We start from the raw sequence: 21,061 nt of genomic DNA on the forward strand, positions 1-21,061 counted from the left end.
TACAATTCAATTTTCTCTTGCTAAGATAAAAGCTAATCCTCTTTCTAAGATGGAAAAGCAAATTATTGATTATTTTTCTAAAGAGCAAAATTTAATCTCGAAGCATTTAATAACTCTGTTATCATTTATAGGCAGGCTAGTAAAAGCGGTTACTATGCCAATATAAAAACCAATCCTGCAGTTCCAAAAATTCAAACCAGTGGTTTTAGTGAGCCTTTAAATTTATTTTTTATGATAAAACAATGTGGGACCGAACAATGATTGATGATGCATTGATTCTTTGGATTTCTTTTATTTTTGTGCCTTTATTAATTTTTTATATTTAAACCTTAATGGAAACTTTTTGCTATTGTTTTATTGGGTCTAACATATACATGGTTGTTATTAAGGTTCTATGCTAGATTCTTCAACAGCGGTTAGGAGTTCGTTTAATTTCAATTATTTTAAGGAATAAAATTATGAATATATTTTGGTTCATCGCAGAAGATAATGCCTATTATTAGAATTTTTCTTTAATTTGTAAAAAATAATCTTAGAAATTTAATTCCTTTTTCCAAACATAGAAGATATAAAAAATACAATTTGGCAAAATAGAGGTAGATAATGAGATTATATGAGCTTGATTTAGGATTTGGCATAAAGAAATAGGTTTGATTGCTTGGTGTGAAGAGGGGTATAAGAATGTAATAAAAGTTTATAATCTCCATACGAAAGAACAGATAGAATCATTTGAATTTACACAGGCGAATTTGCATTTTAAAATTATCGGCAATATTCACGAAAACCACGAATTACTAGAATCTTTAGAGAATTAACAATGCAAAAGATTCAGAATCTCATTCAGCATTATAAACCCTTAAATTTTAACTCTATTGATGAAAATCTCTTAGAAGAGTTCCCTATTCTAAAAAAGTGGCAAAAAGATGAGCTTTTTATGTCTTTTGTAGAAAGCATAAAAGAGAATTATTCTATTTTTAGATGTTCTTACGATTCAAACCCAGAATTTTATCTTATTCCTAACACCCTCTTTTTTATTTAGAAAAAATCTTAGAGGCAAATAAGAACTTAGGGTTTAGTTTTGGGATTGATGAAATAAAGAAACACAAAAACCTTATTTATTCTCTCCGCTATAATGTGAAAATCAAAGACTATTTTGCACTATATAAGAAATTAAAGCCAAATAAGTCAAATCCTTTAAAACAATTTTGTTTTTTGGATAAAAAAATAGCCTTAATTAAATACTTAAAAAACAATAAAGGCTTTATTATCAAAAACATTAATTACTCTTTTTTCCCTAGTGATGAGCCTTATTTATTAAGTGTTTTTTGTAAGGAACACTTAAACTTTATTCATATTAATATTAAGAAATTACCACCTAACTTTGATAGCCTACAAGAATATGAAAACTATCTTGCTATTTACGGCACATTTGCAGTCTTGATTAATCAAAGTTTTCAGATAGAAGATTTAAGTGATTCAAGATTGAACATATACATTAAAGATTTCTTGGAAGATTTGACTTTTAAAATTTATTACGATGAATCTTTTAGATTGAATTTGCAGGATTATATCAATAAGGAGAATAGTGCTTTAAAGTATGTTTATGCGTATGGATACGATTATTTGTTGGTATTGTTTGAAGCCTATTTTAAAGAAAAGTTAGAATTTAATTTTTTGGTTCAAATTTTAAAGATTGGGGAAAATGAATTGATTAGGCTTTATAGAATGTATGAGAGTAAAATTTTGATAGGGAGAGAACAATGAATCTTAAAGATTTTGATTTTAGAGTATTAAGAAATGGAGTTTTTATTAACGATTTGAAATATGAGGAAATTTAGTAAAAAACTTGGTATTTATAAAGTACTTGAAAAGCACCTTTTTGAGGGATTAATTAATGGTGGAGATTTATATGGAGTATTGCCACTCACTTTGTATGCGAATGAAAATGATATCAGTAAGGTTACTACTAAAGAAAATTTTGACCTATCAAGTGTTCAATCAAAAGAGAGTATTGCAATTATCATCACTACTTATCAGCTGCATAATGGTGTGGGATTTGTGGATATAAAAATGAGATACTAGATTATCGTTCAAAATATCAACATTTAGCTTTTTATGTGAAAGAATCTCAAATAGAGGAGTTTAGAGGCAATATCAAACTTTATAATGCGACAAAGGATTATTTAAATAAACTAATAATACCTATGGAGGAACGGATTGCATTAGAAGTAAGTAAAAGATATGGTGAGAATGATTTACTAAAATATTTTAGAGAAAATCTTGAGGAAAGAAAAAGATTTCAAACATTGCTAGATGATGAATTAAATTGGGTGAAAGCGAATCGTCCCGATATAGTCCAATCTTGGAAATATTATCAAGAGTTTGTAAGAATGTGTGAGGGGGATGAAGCAATAGAGAAATGATTTGCTGTCCTTTTTCTTCTCCGACTAACATTCCAAGCAATGTTTTAATAAAGGCACCAAAGAAATACTGCCTAGTTTCTTTGCTACAAACGAATTCCCAAGCTTTCTATTCGTTTTGCAACAACTTCCTCAATTATTCTGCATATAAATCTGTGCTTAAATACCTTTCACCTGCATCACAAAGAAAAGTTACAATGTTTGAATTGGGATATTTTTTGGCTATTTCTCTTGCAGCCCACAGATTTGCACCACTTGAGATTCCTATCAAAATCCCCTCTTGCAAGGCTGCCTTGCGAGATTCTACAATAGCCCATTCTACATCTACTTTTAAAATCTCATCTATCAAGTCTGTTTGTAGGATTTTTGGTACAAATCCCGCTCCGATTCCTTGAATCTTATGCGCTCCTGGTTGTCCTCCACTAAGCACAGGAGAATTTATAGGCTCTACGGCAATAATTTTTATGTTAGGATTCTTTTTCTTTAACACCTCGCCTACACCACTTAATGTTCCACCTGTACCTACGGCAGAGACGAGCACATCTACTCTCCCCTCTAATGCGTCTAAAATCTCTAACGCAGTGGTTTCACGATGGCTTTTAGGATTTGCTGGGTTTTCAAATTGTTGTAAAATAAAAGAATCTTTAATCTCTTGATGTAGTTCTCTTGCACGATTGACTGCGCCTTTCATACCCTGTTCTTTAGGTGTCAAGACAAGTTTTGCCCCAAGTGCTGCCATCAATCTTCTACGTTCTATACTCATAGATTCTGGCATTGTTAGAATTAATTTAATACCTTTTGTTGCGCAAATAGACGCAAGCCCTATACCTGTATTTCCACTTGTTGGCTCAATAATAGTTGTATCTTGATGGATTGTTCCATTTTTCAATGCTTCTTCAATCATACCAAGTGCGATTCTATCTTTAACAGAACCGCTAGGATTTAAAAATTCACATTTTGCATAGATATTTGCATTTGCCTCACTAGATAACACTCGCAACTTTAAAAGTGGAGTATTTCCAATCACCTCTGTAATTGAATGAATCACTCTCATATTTTCCCTCAGAAAAAATAATTTAAAAATAAGGATAATAATTCTGTAAGACAATCATTGAAACTTTGCTTATCATATTTTACTATTTATTTTGCAAATACTTTAAAATATTAATCATTAAAATTTACTAAATTTTTGGTTTAGTTAAGATTAAAATATTTCTTAAATGTTATCTTTATAAAATAACTTGGAATACTACCTATTTTTCTCTCATCAACATTAAGTCGTATTCTTAATGTTAAGATAGGCATTAATTTCATCTTCTAACAGCACAATGTCTTGAATCACATAGGGTTTTTACCTTTTTCATATTTAGGTTAGAATACTTTAGAGAAACCTTAGTTAAAGAGAAATTGAATTTATACAATTTTACACAATTTTTTAATAAAGATTAAAAAATATTTATCTAAATTGGCATAATTGAATAGAAAATTTTGTATCATTAGGCAAAATATTATTATTAAAAGGGGATAAAATGAGTTTTTTTGAAAAATACGACAAATTAGTCAGTGAGCGTGCGAAACAAAATATTCCACCACTTCCATTAGATAAAGAACAGACACTAGAAATCATTGAATTGCTCAAAAAAGGCGAAAACACAAAAGAGTTAATAGAATTACTCTCCAATCGCGTTAATCCCGGTGTAGATGAAGCAGCTAAAGTCAAAGCAGAGTTTTTAGACTCTATTGCAGAGGGTAAAGTCAAAGTAGAGGGAATCTCTAAAACACACGCAATTCAATTACTTGGCACAATGCTTGGTGGATACAATATCCAACCTCTCATTAAAGCATTAAAATCTAATGATAAAGATTCTGCAAAAGTAGCAGCCGAAGCACTAAAAAATACTTTACTTGTGTATGAATCTTTTAATGAGATTGTAGAAATGTCTAAAAGTAACGCTTTTGCCAAAGAAGTTTTAGAATCTTGGGCAAAGGCAGAATGGTTTTTAAACAAACCTGCATTAGAAGAGAAAATTACTGCTACAGTATTCAAAATAGATGGTGAGACAAACACTGATGATTTAAGCCCAGCAGGTGATGCTTTCACAAGAAGTGATATTCCACTACACGCTCAAGCGATGTTAAAAAGTCGCACACAAAATGCCTTTGGTAGAATTGCAGAGCTAAAGAAAAAGGGACACCCTCTTGTCTATGTGGGCGATGTCGTAGGCACAGGTAGTTCGCGTAAATCTGCTTGTAATTCGCTTGTATGGCATATGGGGCGAGAGATTCCTTATATCCCCAACAAAAAAGCAGGTGGATTAGTTATTGGTGGTGTGATTGCTCCAATTTTCTTCAATACTTGCGAAGATAGCGGTTGTCTGCCGATTATCGCTCCTGTAACAGAACTCAATGAAGGGGATGTGATTGAAATCTACCCCTTTAAAGGAGAGATTCATAAAAATGGTGCGGTAATTTCTAAATTTGACTTTAAGCCGACTACTTTGGCTGATGAAATCCGTGCAGGTGGAAGAATTAATCTCATCATTGGACGTGGATTAACTGCTAAAGCAAGAGAAGCATTGAATCTACCAAAAGAAGAAATTTTTGCTAAACCACAAACTCCAAAATCTAGCGCACAAGGCTTTACACTAGCACAAAAAATGGTAGGACGTGCTTGTGGTGTAGAGGGAATCTTACCTGGAACTTATTGTGAGCCGCTTGTTACCACTGTGGGAAGTCAAGATACTACTGGTGCAATGACGCGCGATGAAGTTAAAGAACTTGCTTCACTAGGGTTCAGTGCAGATTTTGTATTACAAAGCTTCTGCCACACTGCAGCATACCCAAAACCTGCCGATGTTAAACTTCACGCAAGCTTACCACAATTTATGAGTAGTCGCGGAGGAGTTGCATTGCGTCCTGGAGATGGCGTAATTCACTCTTGGCTGAATCGTATGGTTCTACCAGACACTGTCGGCACGGGTGGAGATTCTCATACAAGATTCCCCATTGGAATTAGTTTTCCTGCGGGAAGTGGATTAGTTGCTTTTGCCGCAGTTACAGGTTCTATGCCATTAGATATGCCAGAATCTGTATTGGTACGCTTTAGTGGCAAACTTCAACCTGGAATTACTCTACGCGATTTGGTTAATGCGATTCCTTATTATGCCATCAAAAAGGGATTGCTCACTGTGGAAAAAAAGGGCAAAAAAAATATTTTTAGCGGAAAAATCCTAGAAATTGAGGGTTTGCCAGATTTAAAAGTAGAACAAGCCTTTGAATTAAGTGACGCAAGTGCAGAAAGAAGTGCGGCGGCTTGCACTGTAGCACTCAATAAAGAACCAATTATTGAATATCTACAATCCAATATTACGCTGATTAATGCAATGATTAAAGCAGGCTATCAAGACGCTAAAACACTAGAACGCAGAGCAAAGAGAATGCAAGATTGGATTAATAATCCAAGTTTATTAAAAGCAGATTCTAACGCACAATATGCAGCAGTCATCGAAATCAATCTTAACGAAGTAACAGAGCCAATTCTAGCTTGTCCTAATGATCCAGATGATGTAGCAACATTAAGTGAAATTCTAGTAAATCCTAAGCGACCACACAAAATTAACGAGGTATTTGTGGGAAGCTGTATGACCAATATTGGGCATTATCGTGCATTAGGTGAGGTGTTAAGAGATGAAGGTATGGTGCCTACAACTCTGTGGATTACTCCACCAACCAAAATGGACGCAAAACAACTCACTGATGAGGGATATTACTCACTCTTTGGTGCAGCAGGAGCTAGGATTGAGATTCCTGGTTGCAGTTTGTGTATGGGAAATCAGGCACGTGTGAGAGATGAAGCAGTAGTATTTTCAACCTCCACTAGGAACTTTGATAATCGTATGGGAAGGGGTGCGCAAGTTTATCTTGGAAGTGCAGAGTTGGCAGCAATTTGTGCATTACTTGGCAAAATCCCAAGCAAACAGGAATATTTAGATTTAATCCCTAAAAAACTAGAGGGTAAAGAATCTCAAATCTACCGCTATCTAAACTTCAACTTGGTTGAAAATTACATCTTAAATTAATCTTTTGGGAATCTTTGGATTCCTAAAAATCTTTTGAAACAACCTAAAATTCCAATTCACTTTGTAAGAGTAAAATTCAATCAACAATACATCAAGATATAAAAGAGAATTTTTATTTTTAATTAAATATTATTAAAATATAATTTTTTGGATTGTCAAACAATCAATCATTTTCATAAGGAGTTTAGATGAAACGTTTTATCGTCTCATTATCATCAATCTTAGTTGCTTCCACTCTTACACTTAGTGCAGCAGATCTTCTTAGTCAAGCAAAAGAAGCGGGGTTAGTTCCACTACCAAAAGACCAAGCAGGTGTAGAGGCTATGCTGAAAGAATTTGGGGTAAAATTTAGCAAATTCTCACAAGAAAAAGCAGAATTAGGTAAAAAACTTTATTTTGAGCCTCGTCTCTCTAAAAGCGGTTTAATCTCCTGTAATACCTGCCACAATCTTGGATTAGGCGGAACAGATGGGGTTGCAGCAGCTATTGGACACAAATGGACAGCCAATCCTCATCACTTAAACTCACCTACCGTTTATAACTCCGTCTTAAATTCTGCACAATTTTGGGATGGACGTGCAGGAGATTTGGCAGACCAAGCAAAAGGCCCTATTGAAGCAGAACCAGAAATGGCAACACCTGCAAAATTAGCAGTTGAAAAAATCTCCTCTCTCCCAGAATACCAAACGGAATTTAAAAAAATCTATGGTAGAAGCGGAGTAACTTTTGATAATATCGCCGATGTATAAGGGGGTATTTTATTTCAAAGTGTAAATTTTATAGAGTGAGTGGCTTGGAGCTTCGTTAAAATGGTAGTTTGCTCTTTAAAATACTTTGATTTAAAATGGAAAATTAAGAAAACTTTTTTCACAAAAAGGGCTATTTTTTCACAAAACATCACAAAATCAATCACAAAATGCCCTTAAAAAAGTGGCTTAAACCTCGTATTAAACGCTATTAAAAGCACTCAAAAAATTCATCACAAAATTGTCATAAATTTAAGAGGCATTCTCAAAGTGAAGTCTTTTTAAAATACCCTACTACGCGCCCTATAATTTCAAAGTTTTTACCCTCTAGCTCTATGGGTTCATAAACCTTGTTATCGCTAAAAAGCTTCAATTTTGGGAGTTTTTGGAGGCGTTTAACATAGAGTTCGTCCTCAATCCTAGCCACGCAAATTTCTCCCTCTTTTACATTGCCTTGTTGTATTACAAGATAGCAGTTTTCAGGCAAAGTAGGAAACATAGAATCTCCACTGCCTATAATAATGGAAAGATTTGCAAAAGATATAATACCGAAATATTGTCGTAAAAAGGATTTTGGGAAGTTTAGCTGCTCGGCGGTTTCTGCTTCATTATATGCCCCGCTTCCTGCACTTGCTCTTATATCCTCGTAAAATGGAATGGATACAATATCGTCGTTTAAGGTTTGGGGGGAGATTTCTTGTTTAGGAGACAGATTTGTATGAGTAGGAGACAACTTAGTAACAACTTTTTGCGACTTAGTAACAGGACTTGGTAACAACTTAGTAACAAATTCGTCACTTCTAAAAAAATTTAAATCCACTTCTAACGCATCTGCAATCTTTATTAGGTTTTCTATTGTAATGTTGCTATTTTTTGATTCATACCTTTTAATGGAATCTAAAGAAACACCACTTCCTGCTGCTAATTCTGCTTGTGTCCAGCCTTTATTCTCTCTTCCTACTTTAATTTTTTCAGAAATATTCATAAAATACACCTTATTCTATAATAAGTCTTGACAATAGTCATATATTACACTATAATTTCATTACTTTTGTAGAATTTTATCATAAAAAGATAAAAAACTAAAAAGTGGTTTGGGTGGGCGGGTTGCAATCTTTTAAAAGGATTTAAAATGCTACATTTTAGATTCAAAAAGGTTGTGAAGTGGCTAAGGCTTAGAATCTCTATAAAAATAGAGATTAAAGCTTAAGCCTTTTTACATCTTTTTCCGTTCCCTTTGCGGAGCGGTTAGATGTAATTATAACACAAAATTAAAGGGGTAGCTATGCAAAATAAAAAAATGCGGAAAAGCCTTACTACTTTAACCGAACAAATGGCTAAAAGAGGTTTTAAGATGCGCACTTGGGCTAGAGCTAAAGGTCTTAGCGATTCTGATTATGGTGTGTTGCGCGACTTATCTAATGGCATTACAAAAGGAAAATGGGGTAGAGCCAAAGAATTAAGAGAGCTACTAGAAAAAGAGGGATTCAAGGTTGCGTAATGGAAAAAAGAATAGCTGGTTTTGTGGTTGTTTATTTAAATGAATTTGGGGAAGATGATGTTATATTTTGCGATAGCTTGGAAGAAGCACAAAAAAGCTCTGAAGAGATAGAAGAACAAGGTTATCCAACTAAAGTATTTAAAGAAGTGGTGTAAAATGGGACAATGGATAAGTAGTAAAGAGTTTGCGGAAAAATACAATATTGGCTATCACGCTTTAAAAATGGCTTGTATTCGCTCAAACAAGAAATGTAAAAAATTTTGCACTATAAGTAGTTATATATTACACTTTACATATATTGAAGGCATTGGTAGAGGTGGTAAAATCCTCCAAATTTGGAATACCCCCTTATCCAAAAAACAAGTAGAAGCCATAGAAAAAGGCTATCCCATTAAGTATGTGCTAGAGGAAATGGGTGAGGTGGCACAACCTAATGTTATGGAATCTATGGATTCTAAAACATTGGATTGTAAAGGAAACAACAATGAAAAAACTTCTCAAAACATTCAAGGAGAAACTCTACACACTAGAGGGTGCAATAATGCTAATGAGTGTGCTAGTAGGGCTACTAGCAGCAGCGATTCCACTCTTTATCGGAATGATTTATCTAATGGTGGGGTAACCACTTGGCACAATCTCACCTCTTCTCAAAAAGCCCAAGCAAAGCAAAGAGAAAGAATCCTAATTGACTATGAAAGTGCAAAGGCTTCAGGAATCAGAGTTGCAGACTTCTTGACGCTTAAAAATAGTGAGGATTCTACCCTAAAACTTACACAAGGAAAGCTTTTTGATTGGCAAAGAAAGTATAAAGCACAAGGCTTAAGTGGCTTAAGCGATAAAAGAGGTGTTGCAAAACTTGGCACAACTTCACTTCCAAAATGGGCGCAAGAGGAAGTTATAAAGATGTGGCGTGTAATGGGGAGCGGATATTTGAATCGTATGCAGCTATGGAGAGAATTGCATATCATCGCGCACACTTATGTGGAGGGATACTCTTATAAGAAGTTTCTAAAGCGCGAAATTGAGCCTTTATTTTCTTTTAATACAATGAATCGCTTTTTGGATTCCTACCTCAAAGCAAATTCTTTGGAATACACGCTGATTACCTATGGAAGTGATAAGACAGATTCTTATAAAGAACCTGCTTTTGGAATGCAAAGGGATTTATACACTTTGCCTAATCAATTATGGCAAATTGACTCCTCACCGCTTGACGCCATTGTCTTAGATAGAGATGGCAAACAAATCCGCCCAAGCATTCTCTCTATTATTGATGTGTATAGCGGAAGAAGTGTAGCTTACCTTAGTGAGACTTCCGATTCTAATGCAGTGGTTAGGCTAATGTGGAAAGCCTTTGAAAGTATGGGTAAGCCAGAGGCTATTCAATTTGATAATGGAAAAGACTATTTAAGCAAGCAAGTGCAAGGGCTTGTAGATGGACTAGGCATTAGATTTGTGCGCAGTGCAGCCTACAAAGGTAAAGCCAAAGCAGTAGTGGAGAGGAGATTCCGCACGATACAAGGCAGTTATATTACCGCACTTAGTAGTTATATCGGTAGAAATGTTAGTGAGAGAAGTGCTAGAGAGCAACAAATACCAAAGCGTGAGCGCAAGAGCAAAGACGCATTAGGAAATCCAATCAAAACCCAACAAAAACACATTATAGATTTTGAAATCTCCAAAGTATTATTAGATGAGGCGGTGGAGTTTTGGAATATTGATAGGGTTTCACGCAAGTGGAGCAAGACACAAGGTAAAAGCCCAATGGATTTATGGAGTGAGACAAACTTTCAAAAAATCTCTGTGGATTATACGCAATTTCTACTCTATGCAGAGGAAGGCAAGGCAAGAGTTATGGGTAAAAATTGCATAGAAATGCGTCCTTACTCTTATGTGCCAACAGCCTATATTGAAGCAGGAAGCAAAGTGCTTGTGCGTGTGAATATCAACGCAAGCAATGAAGCCTTTGTCTTTACAGAAAAAGGTGAGTTTCTCTGCAAGGCTTATGATAGGAAAGCAAATCCCCTCACACAAGAGCAGCTTAAAACCATTAGCAAAGAATATAAAAGTGCGATTAAGCGCATAAGAGACTTACAAAAAGACGCAACACATTCCGAGTTTATCCGCAGAAATGCAAGATTAGAAGCGGAGAGTTTGAAGCGCAAACGAGATTCTGCATTGCTTAAAGGCGTGGGAGAGAATAGTGAGAACTTAGGAGGTAGCACAGAAAGAGAAGCACAAAAATCCCTTAAAACAAAAGTCAAAGAGGCAATCTTAAATGCACAAGTGGAACGCAACCAAGAGGATAATTGGGAATTGCCAATGGATACAAACACCACCACAGACAATGTAGATGATTGGGATTTGTTGCAGAAACTAGCACAATGAAAGGTCTTTTAAAGGGTTTTTAAAAACTCTTTAAAAGGCTTTTAAAGCCTAAAAAGATGAATTGTTGTGAATCGTTTTAAAAGCTCACAGACAAGAGTAGGAAACCTATATTTTACAAGTAAAATCTTTCCTAATTGCCTGTTTGCTCTTAAAACAATTCACACAAACAAGGAATAACAATGGAAAGTATAGCAATACGAGAGCAGATTTTAGCCTATCTAAAAGAGCAAAGAGAAAAAGACACAAATTTTTCTCAAAGCAAACTAGAAAGTAAGCTTGGGATTAAAAAGACTTACCTTAGTCAATATCTTAACAATCCCAACTTCAAATATGCTGCTGGAATAGAGGAGAAGTTTGCAATTTTCCTCAAAGAAGTTGCAGAAAAGGCACAGGTTAAAAGTAAGATTCAAGGCTTAAACAACTTGGATTTTATAGAAACAAGTGATGTGAAACGCATCTTTTCAAGATTGCTTCTTGCAAGTATGCAAGGGGATAGAATCTCTGTGATTTTAGGGGCAAGTGGCACAGGTAAAACAAGAATCGCAAAAGAGTATTGTAAGAGCCACTTGAGAGCAATCTTTATAGAGGCAACACCCGATATGAATGCCAAAGACATTCTAAAAAAGCTTTGTGAGGAACTAAATTTGGGTGAGTTTAAAAGCAATCATAGTGGAATCCTAAAAGTCGCAACCGCACTCAAACAAAGCGGGAAGTATATTATCGTAGATGAGGCAGAACATCTAAAATGGAGAGTATTAGAAACGCTAAGGCGCATTATGGATTTCTCAAAACAACCGCTCATCTTAGTAGGCACACATTGGCTTGCGGATTCTATCAGTAGTGGCAGACTTGGAAGCAAGAGAGAGCAAGAACTTGCACAGCTAAGAAATCGCTGCTTAGGCAGATACGAACTCAAAGGCTTACAAAAAGAGGAATATGTGGAGATTTGTAAAGTCAGTGGAATCCCAACCAATTGTGCTTGGAAACTTTGGGAGCTAGGTTGTGGAAACTTTAGACAGAGTGAGGGAGTGTTAAGGCTCACCCTTGCAAGAGTTTCTCTAAGTGGCAAAGAAAGTGCAACTTTAGAGGATTTAGAATCCACAAGAGCAATGATGTATTTATGAATTGTGTTATCGCTTCGGCTTTTAAACGATTACACAAAACAAGTGATGTGGGATAGCAAATGACTTTTAGAGAGATTGGGAGGGAACTTGGGATAAGTATGCAACGCGTTCATAAAATCTATAAGTGCGCGCTTAAGAAACTCTCCCACCCGCGCAATAAGGATAAATGGCGAAAAATCCTAGAGACAATCGCTGAAATGGAAAAAGAAAAAGCCAAAAGTGATTCCAATACTTTAGATTAAAAAGAAGTCTAAAGTCTTGGGGACACAAACCCAAAAAAGTTGTGAATAAAGTTTAAAAATTCACAAATATTACGCCTAAACTTTAAGAAATATCTTAAGCAAGAGTAGGAAACCTGAAACTTAACAAGCAGTTTCTTCCTAATTGCCACGATATTTTCTTGAAGTTTAGGCTTACAAAGGAGAGCAATGCAAAACCAAATGATTGCAGGAAAGAAATGTGATTACTCTAAGCGTTTCTTTTATGCCAAAGGAGAATATATTTACTCTAAAAGCACGCATAGAATCGTAGATATAAGGAAACGCTAATGAGCCTAAGAATCATCAAAAAGATAAAAGCAAAAAATGCGGTGGCTACAAGATATGGATTTGTGGCTTGGGATTATCAATTTAAAATTTGGTTGAAAGGAGAATAAATGGAAATCAATAATTATGAAAATGTGAATGAGGCACTAAAGAGAATCGCAGAACTTAGTGTAGGGATTGAAAGAATCAATGGAGAAGTAACCCTAGAGTGTAACAGAATCAAGGAATCAAGAAGTAGTGAGATTGAAAAGCTCTCCAATGAAAAAAAGTATTTGGAGCAGTGTATTACAAGCTTTTGTGAGGAGAATAAAGCAGACTTTGCAGAAAAAAGAAGCAAGGATTTTACCTTTGGCACGATTGGTTATCGCCTTGTGAAGTCTGTTTCTCTACCACGCGTTAGAGAAAAGATAGACAAACTCCTCTTAGCACTTAAAAGTTATGGTTGCTCTGATTGCATTAAGTATGAGGAGAGCATTGACAAAGACGCAGTGTGTGAGCTAGAGGATTCTACACTTGTAAAGCTAGGGCTTAAAAGAGTAGTCAAGGATAACTTTAGAATTGTGCCTAAGATTGAAAACTTGGAGAATGCGCAATGAAACTAAAGGCATTATCCCTTGCTTTAGCACAAACACTGCTGCCTACTTTCTCTAAAGAGCAAACACAAACTAAGAGAGGCAATTCCATTAAAAGAAGCCAAACAAGCACGATTAGCAAAAAAGAAAGAAAAAGACGCACGAAGCATAAAAAGGCAACCAAGAAACAAAAAGCAAAAGGCAAGAAATAATCTTGCCTTGCAAGAAGTCTTTACTTTAAGGCTTCTTGGAGGGTAACCTCTAAATGCAAAGCATTTTAAAAGCTCACAAGCAAGAGTAGGAAACCTAGCTTTGATAAACAAATCTTTCCTAATTGCCTGTTCGCTCTTAAAAACACTTTGCATTCATTTCAACACAAAGGATAGAAAATGAGTAGCGTAAATGCTGAAATTGTAAGCGAAGAGATGGATTCTTTTTGTGAAGCGTTAAAAGGTTTAGGCAATGGTGCTTTTTTAAGCGAAGCCATTGCAAATCTTAAAAAGGCAATGGAAGTTGTGAGCTTTGAGGGAAAGAACGCAAGTATCACCCTAAAGCTCACGATTAAGCCTAGTGATGTGGAAAACACGATTAATATCATCGGCACAAACTCTGTTTGCCTACCTAAACCACAAATCAAAAGTGCATTCTATGTGAGTGAGCAAATGCTACCCACACGCACACAACCTAAACAAATCGTATTAAGGAGAGGATAATGGAAAAAGAAAGAGTTTTAAATACAATCATTCCAAGCACAGAAATCAATGGATTGCACTTTGTGCATAAAGATTATTCTTTGAGTGAGGATACCTTAAAAGAGCCACTCAATAATCGTGGCTTTAATCTAAAAGTAGATGATAAAGAAAGTTTTGTTGCGATAGTGCAAGAATACAAGCAAGAGAATTCTAAGATTTTCTATAACTTTAACAAAGTCAGTGCGCTTTTGGATTTTCATACCAAAGAATCCCAATGTTTTAATAAGAGAATTGTGGAACTAGAATTAGAAAATCACCCTTTTTATCAAGCATTCTTAGGCAATCTCAATCAGCCTTTAAATCAAAGAGATTTTGTAGCCTTTTTGAAAAGCTTTTATATCTTTTTAACAGAGGGAAAAAATACAATGAATGGATTAGACTTGATAGATTTAAGCACGCATTTAAGTGCTTCTAGCAAGATTGATTCTGTGCAAAAGCACACAAGTTCTTCCTTTTGTCTTTCTACTACTATTAAGAGTGGGGCAAAAGAGGAAGTAGAGATTCCTAGCAAACTCACCTTTACTTTTCAAATGTTAAAGGCAAGTCTCAAAAGCATTACCTTAGAGATTGAACTCTTTATCGCACTCAAAGAAAACAGCTTTGAGATTCGCCTTGTAAGCTATGATAGAAAAATCAGAGAAGAAGAAGTGTTAAAAGAGTTTATTGAGGAGCTAAAGAGTGAGATTGCCTTGCCTTGCTTTAGGGTGAGATAAAGGAGAACAAATGGGAAAGACTAGAATCAAAGACAAAGAACATTTAGAGCAGATTTTTAAACAATATGCAGAGGCAGAGGATTTAGAGTTTTGTCCTGATTTAGAGTTGGAGGGAAATTCGGGATTAATCCTTAAAGATTTAATGGAGACTTGCGAGGTTATTGGCTATGAAAATTTACTCTTAGAGGATAGCTTTGTGGAGAATCCAAAAGATTTTTGCGACACCTTCCAAAGTGGTAGGCTTGATTGAGGTTTTACAAAAGGAGATGACAATGACAAAGAGAGACTATGAGTTTGCAAGTGAGGAGTTTCATAAGTTTTCTAATACGCTTTATGAAATCAAAGAAAAAGCTTCTTGGTATTGGGAGGAGACTTATGATGACGACACTTTAAGGGAAATGCTAAGAGTTTTTGAAGAGAGCGCAACAGAGATTTATAATCTCTCCAATAAAATAGAAAGCCACGCAAGAATAATATGGGCAAGAACTTCACAAAAGGAAAATAAATGAAGCTTAAAGACATTGATTTTAGGGTGTGGAGCAAATTAGAAAATGGGTATATTGAATATCCTGCTTTAGCTAAATTAGGTTCTGTTTTACCTGCTAAGGTTCATCGTGCCGATAGAGCAATTCCTTTTATTGAATTTGATGAAAGAGATGATGAAAAAGAAGTTGAATTTTGGACAGGGCTTAGAGATTTAAATAATGCAAAGATTTATGAGGGGGATATTGTAGCGCATTATGCCGAAGGAGGAGGCATTGAATATTATTCAAAAGTTGTTTTTAATCAAGGTAAAGGTGCGTTTGAGTTTGTTTGTATAGAACACCCAATTATTGAAGCTTGTGATGAATTGGCAAATCCTGATATTGGAGTGGTGGGCAATATCCACGATAAAGATTTATAAATATGGAATCCAATGTATGGGCAGGGATTGAAAAGCGCAAGGCTTTAAGAGAATTAGTCTTAGATAGTATTCCTGCTTGTTTAGCTCATTTAATTGCTCGTGTTGCCTTAAGAGAAGTTGGAGATAAGGCTGCTTGTGTCATTGTTTTTAAACATAACCTCGCCTTAGCTGAATGGAATCACACGCAATCCCAAATACTAGAGAGAATGCGCGAACTCTATAAAGAGCGCAATTTAAAACAAGTCGTGGTGTTTAATGCTGTAAAAGCAGAGGTAGAGTTTAAGCCAATTCAAAAAGAGAATACAAGGCAAGAAACTTTAGTATTCAAAGAGCAATCTAGTGGAAACTTCACAATCCATTGTCAAGATGAAAATTTAAGAAAGATTTTTTTAGAAATTCAAGAAAGCATAAAAAATAACCTAGCAAGAGAAAGGGGAGAAAGCTTTGGATAATGCGTTTTTGAAAAAGCATTTGATTAAAGTGATTCATACGCTAAAGAGCGAGAATAGCATTAGCGAGGAATGTTATCGTGGAATCCTAAGCGATATGTTTGGTGTGGAGAGCTGTAAAGAGCTAGACGAAAAAGAGCTTTACCAATTAGCGCAGAGATTTGGTTATGCCGTGCCTTTGAATGTGCTTTTAAAATCCGAGTTTTGCAAGAGTGGTAAAGCGACAAAGGCACAAATTGCTACAATAAAAGGCTTGTATTTCAAAGTTGCAGAAGTGAAAAATGAGCTAGGATTACGAAATTTCATTGATAGAATCATTGGCAGACGCCCTTTGTATTTGAATGCTTTAGAAATTAAAGAGGCACAAAAGGTCATTATTGCGTTAAAGAAATGGCAAAGAGCAAGAAAGGGGGATAAAAATTGATACAAATTTGTTAAAATTCCATTAGTAAGGAGTTTTAATGGAATCCCCAATTACCAATTCAGATATTTTCTTTCATCTTTATGAGCAAATCAAAGGTGGTGCAACCCTAAGGCAAGTTTTACAAGATTTTGGTGGGGCAAATATTTATATTCCAAGTTATAAGAGTGTGCAAAGAGATGAGGATATTTGGGAGGATTATCAAAATCTCCTAAACAAACATTTCCCTAAAAAGCATATTATGCTAAGCCTCCAACAAAAATATGATTTAAGCGAACAACACCTCTATAAGATTCTTAAAGATAAGAGACAACCGAGTTTGTTTTAAAACTCAAATCCTTGCTCTTTTGCAAAATCCCTGTATTCTTTTTCTCTTTCACTCATTGGATATTGTTTATCCCACGTTTCCATTAATCGTCTTTCTTGGTCGGAGAGTCTCACATTATAAGTTTTACTCATATAAAGATAGCTTCTTGCAATCCAACCCTTAGAATAATTTGCAGGATAGAATCTCTTTCCTTTAAAATCTGTAAAAACTTTGCAATTTCCATATTGTGTAAATTGCATATCCTTTGTAGATTCTGCGTATCTGTAATTGCTTCTATCTCCATTAACCTCTCCAATAGCGGGGGCTAAATTCTGTAAATCTCCCTCCATTTTCTTAAAGGTTGCATCGTTTTGGCATTCTTTTCTGCCCCCTTGTCTCCAGCAAGGTAAATGCTGTCCAAAGTTGTGCGCGGGCATAATGTGTTCCCACTCAACCCTTTTGGCTCTTTGATTAACTTTGCCTTTCTTTGTTATTGCATTTCTAGGGGTGTAAAACTCACTAGGCACAATCTCAAAACGATTTTTAACCCATTTAAAGGGGGCGTTGCAGTAAAAATCAGTTTGATATTGTGGATTATCTTGGTAGAATTTTGTCAGTGTCTTTTTGGCTTCGCTAAAGTTTTGCTCGGCAAAAAGGATTTGTGCTAAAAATAGAAATGCAACTAAGGCTCTCATTTTATTCCCCACACTTGCAAGTTGGACTTAAAGTATCATCACAGCATTTTACTCTTTTACCCTCACAGCCACATACGCCTCCGTGCCTAGAGCAACAACCTCTCCGATTCACATCGGTAATATTTGCAACACAGATTTCTTGTTGTGGATATGGGTTTATTTCTGCTAAGTTTTCTTTGGCTCCTTTGGAAGCGTCTATTGTATTTGCGCTTAATAATGCAGAGAACAATAAAGTAACAATGGCTATTTTTAGCATACCAATCCTTATTCATTGATTTTTAAAATCATAACTTTTTATTTCTTAACTTGCAACACCACAGCACACACTAAGCTGTGGAGAGTTAATGTTCTATCAATCAAAAACAAGGAGACACAATGATTTTAGAAATAATACACAAAAGAGAAAAGGTGTTTTTATCTTTAGCAATCAATCAGCATTCAGAGATTGGATTGCTAGCGAATCAAGAGGGTATTAAAATTTCTTGCAATAATCTTGAATGCGAGATTAATGTCAAAGAAAGCTTTAATGTTTTAGTCAATGCAGTTTGTAGAGTAAGAGAAAGAATTTATGAGGCTTTAGAGGATAAAGATATTTCTTTGGTAATGGATTTAGAGAAAATGATTGAGGATGTGGCTAGAGAAATGAAAGATTAAATTTTTGAATCTTTCCATCTACTGCAACATACTTTTTAAATAATCCACTACTTCCCCCTCTAGCCTCTCACCCAAATCCTTTGGAATCTCACCATTTTTATTAATCGGCATAAAAGGACGTGCGGGAATGCTTACCCTTTTGCCTCTCCCTGCTTTTCCTCCAAATTGATGAATGGCAGCATAAGATTTATTCGTGCCTACTTGTGCGCTAGAACCTGTAACTTTTTGTGTGAAAGATTGACTTAAAAGTCCGCTTTGAATAAGAATCTTATTGCCTCGCTTCTTTTGTAAGGTTTTAGGTGAGTTAGGTTTCCATTTCTCTCCAAAGGGTGAGGCTTGTTTATCAAAGGATTCCTCTGTAATGTTTTGTAAAGTATTTGCTATTCTCCTTAGAAGCGGTGTTTTATTCTCTAGTGCTTTACTTAATCTTTCTAGCTTACCTTGTAATTCCTCTAGCTTAAGGGTGATTTCTGCCATAATTTATCCTACATAAAGCCATAGTGTTTAGAATCTCTCCCACCACTAAGATTTGCAAAAATCATTCTTTGCCTTTAGTTTTGAGATTCTTTATAGTGTATTGCATTTTTTACTCCTTTGTGGTAGAATATTTATATTGGGCGAATAGATGGCAGCAATGAGGTAGTCTGGACACTCTATCAAGAGTGGGGATTGTGGGTTCAACTCCCACCTATTCGTCTGGTATTCATTTTATCTCTTGATATTTTTTGCTATCTTTGCTGTGTTTATCAATTTTACTAAGCGTTACAATCGCATTTGTTTTCCCAAAGCGTTTAATCTTGTAATTTGGTGTTACGACAATCTTATTCATCTTTGTTTTATCCTCTTTATCCTCAAAAAAGTAAATTAAAGAATCCTTATCCCAATACACTTCTTTTTCCTCTTCAAGCACATTGACAATTTCTCTAAATTCCTCTACCCTTAAGGCTTGATTGTAAATTGCTTTACGCTTTGGCGAAGCGTGAAGTAGATTATTTTTAGGCAAGATTAAATATAAGTCTTCAAGTTTTGTGCCTAGTGTTTTTTCTAAAAAGCTCTGTATTTTTGGGCTTATCTTACCTACTTGTGCATAGGCAGCAGGATAGCTCTGATTGCCTTTAACCAATACTTCATCAATCATTGCATTTAAGCTAGTCTCCCAAGTCTTTTTAAGCGCAGTATTTGGAATCTTTTTTAAACTTTCCACAAATGCACTTTTATCAGGATTCTTTTTGAACTTCTCTAGCTTTGTTTGTAAAATAGAATCCAAACTCTTATCTTCGTTTAATCCTCTCTTATCATAGCTCCAATCCTTACTTGCAATTGGTAGTGGAGGTGTTTTTGAAATCTCAAATCCTTGTCTTTCACATTCCTCTTTGCTATATGCCCTCACTACACATCTACAATTCCAACCATTAGGGGGATAATTTGTTTCCCAAAAGGGGTCGTCTCTGCGGAGTGTGATTCCGTGCATTCTAAGATGAGAGGGACGCGTAAGCCCATCTTGTAATGCAATATAGCGTAAGTAAATCTCCCCCTCTAGGGCATATTGTGCTTTGGCTCTGCCTTGTGCATTTGCCGTGCGCATATTGGTGTTATAGATTCTTTGTAGCCTTGTGTTATTGACATTAATGGTTTTGATTTCTCCTGTTTTCTCATTCCTCACTTCTACCTTACCCAACCAACCCTTTTTAGCTAGTGTGGGTTTAATTTCCTTTTTCCAAACTTCAAAGCTTTTCCCTTCCTTTTGCGCTTTAATCAAAGAATCTTGCATATCACTGAGTAAATCTAGCTTGGTTACTTTTGCAATCGTAAAAGCCTTTAAGTGCGCTTCGTGCATTACTTCATCATAGTTAAAGCTAAGCTCGGGTTTCTTTTGTTGTAAAAATTTTATGTTCTGCTCGGGTGAAAGATTGAAGTTAAAGCTAACCATTACTTACCCCATAGATTTGTGCATTCATTATTGCCTCTGCTAAGAGTGCTTCTACCATTTCTAATTCCTCGCCTTGTAAAGACTTTTCTAAAATCTCTAAGGCTTCCTCGTAGCTGTTTGTATTTTGTAAGATAGAATTCAAATCAAAGTCTTTTAGCTTCAAATTCTCTGTCCAATTATCTATCGCATCAAAGGCAAGATTTTTGTTTAAAGGCAATTTAAAAGGGATTAAAGGATTGTTTAAAGAGTTTTTAACAAGCTTAGAATCCTGATTCTCCTCTCCCTCTTTCTTTGTGGAATCCTTAGGGCTTGGCTCTGTTAAGGGTGTGGTTTTTAGATTGTAGGTTTTTTCTATATATTCTTGTGTGGGCTGATAACCCATTTCATAAATGATTTTATCCCTTGTGGCTAGTTCGTTTTTAGGTTCGTCTTCATTAAAGAGTGAAAAGGTAATTTCCTCACTGATTCCATTGAGGGCTTTAAAATAACTAATCACACGATTGCAAACATAGCAAAGAATCCTCTCATCACTTAGGGCAATCTCGCTTCTAATCTCATTGTGTGCCTGTGCTGCGGCAAGGCTTCCACCTGTTACTTCGCCTGTGAGATTCCCCCCTAAAATAAAACGATTGATTTGGCTATCACAATATTCCACGAGTTCTTTAAAATTACTTTTTGCACTGGGTTGGATTAACTCTATTTCCTCGTCTTTATCAATCACCGCAGTGCTACCATTAAGCATATTAGAAACTTCAAGGGCAAGAGTGTTTGGGTCATCTTGTGTTTTTGCCACAGCCCACGGCTCACCAAATCTCTCTAAGAATCGTATCCAAAAGTCTAGCCCTGCATTCTTAACATTGA

At 35.5% G+C, this 21,061-nt stretch carries 29 protein-coding genes and 1 pseudogene; 23 read left to right on the forward strand and 7 right to left on the reverse strand.

Annotated features, from left to right (window positions below; all coding sequences use genetic code 11):
• The first annotated feature begins 650 nt into the window (after nt 1–650).
• From Q0Y61_RS07810 to Q0Y61_RS07830, 5 genes are all read left to right on the forward strand, one after another.
• Complete coding sequence (locus Q0Y61_RS07810) at nt 651–815, forward strand: hypothetical protein (RefSeq protein WP_297813998.1); 165 nt, start codon at nt 651–653, stop codon at nt 813–815.
• A gap of 2 nt (nt 816–817) precedes the next feature.
• Nucleotides 818–1,039, forward strand: coding sequence for a hypothetical protein (locus tag Q0Y61_RS07815; RefSeq protein ID WP_297814001.1), 222 nt, complete (start codon nt 818–820; stop codon nt 1,037–1,039).
• A gap of 173 nt (nt 1,040–1,212) precedes the next feature.
• On the forward strand, nt 1,213–1,764 hold the full coding sequence (locus tag Q0Y61_RS07820; RefSeq protein ID WP_297814004.1) for a hypothetical protein: 552 nt from the start codon (nt 1,213–1,215) through the stop codon (nt 1,762–1,764).
• Nucleotides 1,765–1,824: 60 nt separating this feature from the next.
• Complete coding sequence (locus Q0Y61_RS07825; protein ID WP_297814007.1) at nt 1,825–2,082, forward strand: hypothetical protein; 258 nt, start codon at nt 1,825–1,827, stop codon at nt 2,080–2,082.
• Entirely contained in the window at nt 2,076–2,423 is a 348-nt protein-coding gene (locus tag Q0Y61_RS07830) for a DUF2972 domain-containing protein (protein ID WP_297814069.1), read from the forward strand. The genes Q0Y61_RS07825 and Q0Y61_RS07830 overlap by 7 nt, the downstream gene beginning before the upstream one ends.
• 133 nt (nt 2,424–2,556) lie before the next feature.
• On the opposite strand, the gene cysK is transcribed toward Q0Y61_RS07830, so the two are convergent.
• Nucleotides 2,557–3,474 carry a cysteine synthase A gene (gene cysK / locus Q0Y61_RS07835; protein WP_297814011.1) on the reverse strand — a complete coding sequence of 306 codons (918 nt, stop codon included), beginning with the start codon at nt 3,472–3,474 and terminating at the stop codon, nt 2,557–2,559.
• 475 nt (nt 3,475–3,949) lie between these two features.
• Between cysK and acnB the strand changes: the two genes are divergently transcribed.
• Nucleotides 3,950–6,499, forward strand: a complete 2,550-nt coding sequence (gene acnB / locus Q0Y61_RS07840) for a bifunctional aconitate hydratase 2/2-methylisocitrate dehydratase (protein ID WP_297814014.1) — start codon at nt 3,950–3,952, stop codon at nt 6,497–6,499.
• Nucleotides 6,500–6,687: 188 nt separating this feature from the next.
• A pseudogene (locus tag Q0Y61_RS07845) lies at nt 6,688–7,242 on the forward strand (cytochrome-c peroxidase); the annotation flags it as partial.
• A gap of 268 nt (nt 7,243–7,510) precedes the next feature.
• Here Q0Y61_RS07845 and Q0Y61_RS07850 read toward each other — a convergent pair.
• Entirely contained in the window at nt 7,511–8,230 is a 720-nt protein-coding gene (locus Q0Y61_RS07850) for an XRE family transcriptional regulator (protein WP_297578634.1), read from the reverse strand.
• Nucleotides 8,231–8,530: 300 nt separating this feature from the next.
• Here Q0Y61_RS07850 and Q0Y61_RS07855 point away from each other — a divergent pair, with 300 nt between their 5' ends.
• The 15 genes from Q0Y61_RS07855 to Q0Y61_RS07925 all read left to right on the forward strand — a co-directional run bounded on the left by Q0Y61_RS07855 (nt 8,531) and on the right by Q0Y61_RS07925 (nt 16,942).
• Nucleotides 8,531–8,746, forward strand: coding sequence for a hypothetical protein (locus tag Q0Y61_RS07855; protein WP_297814018.1), 216 nt, complete (start codon nt 8,531–8,533; stop codon nt 8,744–8,746).
• Nucleotides 8,746–8,901 (forward strand): hypothetical protein, encoded by a 156-nt coding sequence (locus Q0Y61_RS07860; protein WP_297814022.1) that lies wholly within the window; start codon nt 8,746–8,748, stop codon nt 8,899–8,901. The genes Q0Y61_RS07855 and Q0Y61_RS07860 overlap by 1 nt, the downstream gene beginning before the upstream one ends.
• A 1-nt stretch (nt 8,902) precedes the next feature.
• On the forward strand, nt 8,903–11,134 hold the full coding sequence (locus Q0Y61_RS07865) for a transposase family protein (protein ID WP_297814025.1): 2,232 nt from the start codon (nt 8,903–8,905) through the stop codon (nt 11,132–11,134).
• A gap of 179 nt (nt 11,135–11,313) precedes the next feature.
• Entirely contained in the window at nt 11,314–12,258 is a 945-nt protein-coding gene (locus Q0Y61_RS07870) for an AAA family ATPase (RefSeq protein ID WP_297814027.1), read from the forward strand.
• Nucleotides 12,259–12,317: 59 nt separating this feature from the next.
• Nucleotides 12,318–12,500: a sigma factor-like helix-turn-helix DNA-binding protein gene (locus Q0Y61_RS07875; RefSeq protein ID WP_297814031.1), complete on the forward strand. Its 183-nt coding sequence runs from the start codon at nt 12,318–12,320 to the stop codon at nt 12,498–12,500.
• 413 nt (nt 12,501–12,913) lie between these two features.
• Nucleotides 12,914–13,399 carry a host-nuclease inhibitor Gam family protein gene (locus tag Q0Y61_RS07880; RefSeq protein ID WP_297814033.1) on the forward strand — a complete coding sequence of 162 codons (486 nt, stop codon included), beginning with the start codon at nt 12,914–12,916 and terminating at the stop codon, nt 13,397–13,399.
• Nucleotides 13,396–13,587, forward strand: a complete 192-nt coding sequence (locus tag Q0Y61_RS07885) for a hypothetical protein (protein WP_297814035.1) — start codon at nt 13,396–13,398, stop codon at nt 13,585–13,587. Before Q0Y61_RS07880 ends, Q0Y61_RS07885 begins: the two co-directional genes overlap by 4 nt.
• Before the next feature lie 177 nt (nt 13,588–13,764).
• Complete coding sequence (locus Q0Y61_RS07890) at nt 13,765–14,088, forward strand: hypothetical protein (RefSeq protein ID WP_297814037.1); 324 nt, start codon at nt 13,765–13,767, stop codon at nt 14,086–14,088.
• The gene (locus Q0Y61_RS07895) at nt 14,088–14,840 is read left to right on the forward strand and encodes a DUF2303 family protein (RefSeq protein ID WP_297814042.1); all 753 of its coding nucleotides are present in this window, start codon (nt 14,088–14,090) and stop codon (nt 14,838–14,840) included. Before Q0Y61_RS07890 ends, Q0Y61_RS07895 begins: the two co-directional genes overlap by 1 nt.
• A gap of 10 nt (nt 14,841–14,850) precedes the next feature.
• Nucleotides 14,851–15,090, forward strand: coding sequence for a hypothetical protein (locus Q0Y61_RS07900; protein WP_297814045.1), 240 nt, complete (start codon nt 14,851–14,853; stop codon nt 15,088–15,090).
• 22 nt (nt 15,091–15,112) lie between these two features.
• Entirely contained in the window at nt 15,113–15,349 is a 237-nt protein-coding gene (locus Q0Y61_RS07905; RefSeq protein ID WP_297814048.1) for a hypothetical protein, read from the forward strand.
• On the forward strand, nt 15,346–15,744 hold the full coding sequence (locus tag Q0Y61_RS07910) for a YopX family protein (protein WP_297814051.1): 399 nt from the start codon (nt 15,346–15,348) through the stop codon (nt 15,742–15,744). The genes Q0Y61_RS07905 and Q0Y61_RS07910 overlap by 4 nt, the downstream gene beginning before the upstream one ends.
• Nucleotides 15,745–15,746: 2 nt before the next feature.
• On the forward strand, nt 15,747–16,196 hold the full coding sequence (locus Q0Y61_RS07915; protein WP_297814053.1) for a hypothetical protein: 450 nt from the start codon (nt 15,747–15,749) through the stop codon (nt 16,194–16,196).
• Nucleotides 16,189–16,617: a phage protein GemA/Gp16 family protein gene (locus Q0Y61_RS07920; RefSeq protein WP_297814055.1), complete on the forward strand. Its 429-nt coding sequence runs from the start codon at nt 16,189–16,191 to the stop codon at nt 16,615–16,617. Before Q0Y61_RS07915 ends, Q0Y61_RS07920 begins: the two co-directional genes overlap by 8 nt.
• Before the next feature lie 37 nt (nt 16,618–16,654).
• A complete protein-coding gene (locus Q0Y61_RS07925; RefSeq protein WP_297813148.1) occupies nt 16,655–16,942 on the forward strand; it encodes a Mor transcription activator family protein in 288 nt (95 codons plus the stop codon).
• Here Q0Y61_RS07925 and Q0Y61_RS07930 read toward each other — a convergent pair.
• Complete coding sequence (locus tag Q0Y61_RS07930; protein WP_297814057.1) at nt 16,939–17,616, reverse strand: endonuclease; 678 nt, start codon at nt 17,614–17,616, stop codon at nt 16,939–16,941. The genes Q0Y61_RS07925 and Q0Y61_RS07930 overlap by 4 nt on opposite strands.
• Before the next feature lies 1 nt (nt 17,617).
• Nucleotides 17,618–17,872 (reverse strand): hypothetical protein, encoded by a 255-nt coding sequence (locus tag Q0Y61_RS07935; RefSeq protein ID WP_297814059.1) that lies wholly within the window; start codon nt 17,870–17,872, stop codon nt 17,618–17,620.
• Nucleotides 17,873–17,991: 119 nt separating this feature from the next.
• Between Q0Y61_RS07935 and Q0Y61_RS07940 the strand changes: the two genes are divergently transcribed.
• Nucleotides 17,992–18,270: a hypothetical protein gene (locus Q0Y61_RS07940; RefSeq protein ID WP_297814061.1), complete on the forward strand. Its 279-nt coding sequence runs from the start codon at nt 17,992–17,994 to the stop codon at nt 18,268–18,270.
• An 18-nt stretch (nt 18,271–18,288) separates the two neighbouring features.
• Here Q0Y61_RS07940 and Q0Y61_RS07945 read toward each other — a convergent pair whose 3' ends face one another.
• From Q0Y61_RS07945 to Q0Y61_RS07955, 3 genes are all read right to left on the reverse strand, one after another.
• A complete protein-coding gene (locus Q0Y61_RS07945; RefSeq protein ID WP_297814063.1) occupies nt 18,289–18,747 on the reverse strand; it encodes a phage virion morphogenesis protein in 459 nt (152 codons plus the stop codon).
• A gap of 226 nt (nt 18,748–18,973) precedes the next feature.
• Nucleotides 18,974–20,200: a phage minor head protein gene (locus Q0Y61_RS07950; RefSeq protein WP_297814065.1), complete on the reverse strand. Its 1,227-nt coding sequence runs from the start codon at nt 20,198–20,200 to the stop codon at nt 18,974–18,976.
• Nucleotides 20,193–21,061 (reverse strand): DUF935 family protein (locus tag Q0Y61_RS07955; RefSeq protein WP_297814067.1); only part of this gene is annotated, 869 nt, incomplete at its 5' end. The genes Q0Y61_RS07950 and Q0Y61_RS07955, both read right to left, overlap by 8 nt.

It is taken from the genome of uncultured Helicobacter sp., assembly GCF_947367035.1.
Lineage (GTDB): Bacteria > Campylobacterota > Campylobacteria > Campylobacterales > Helicobacteraceae > Helicobacter_D.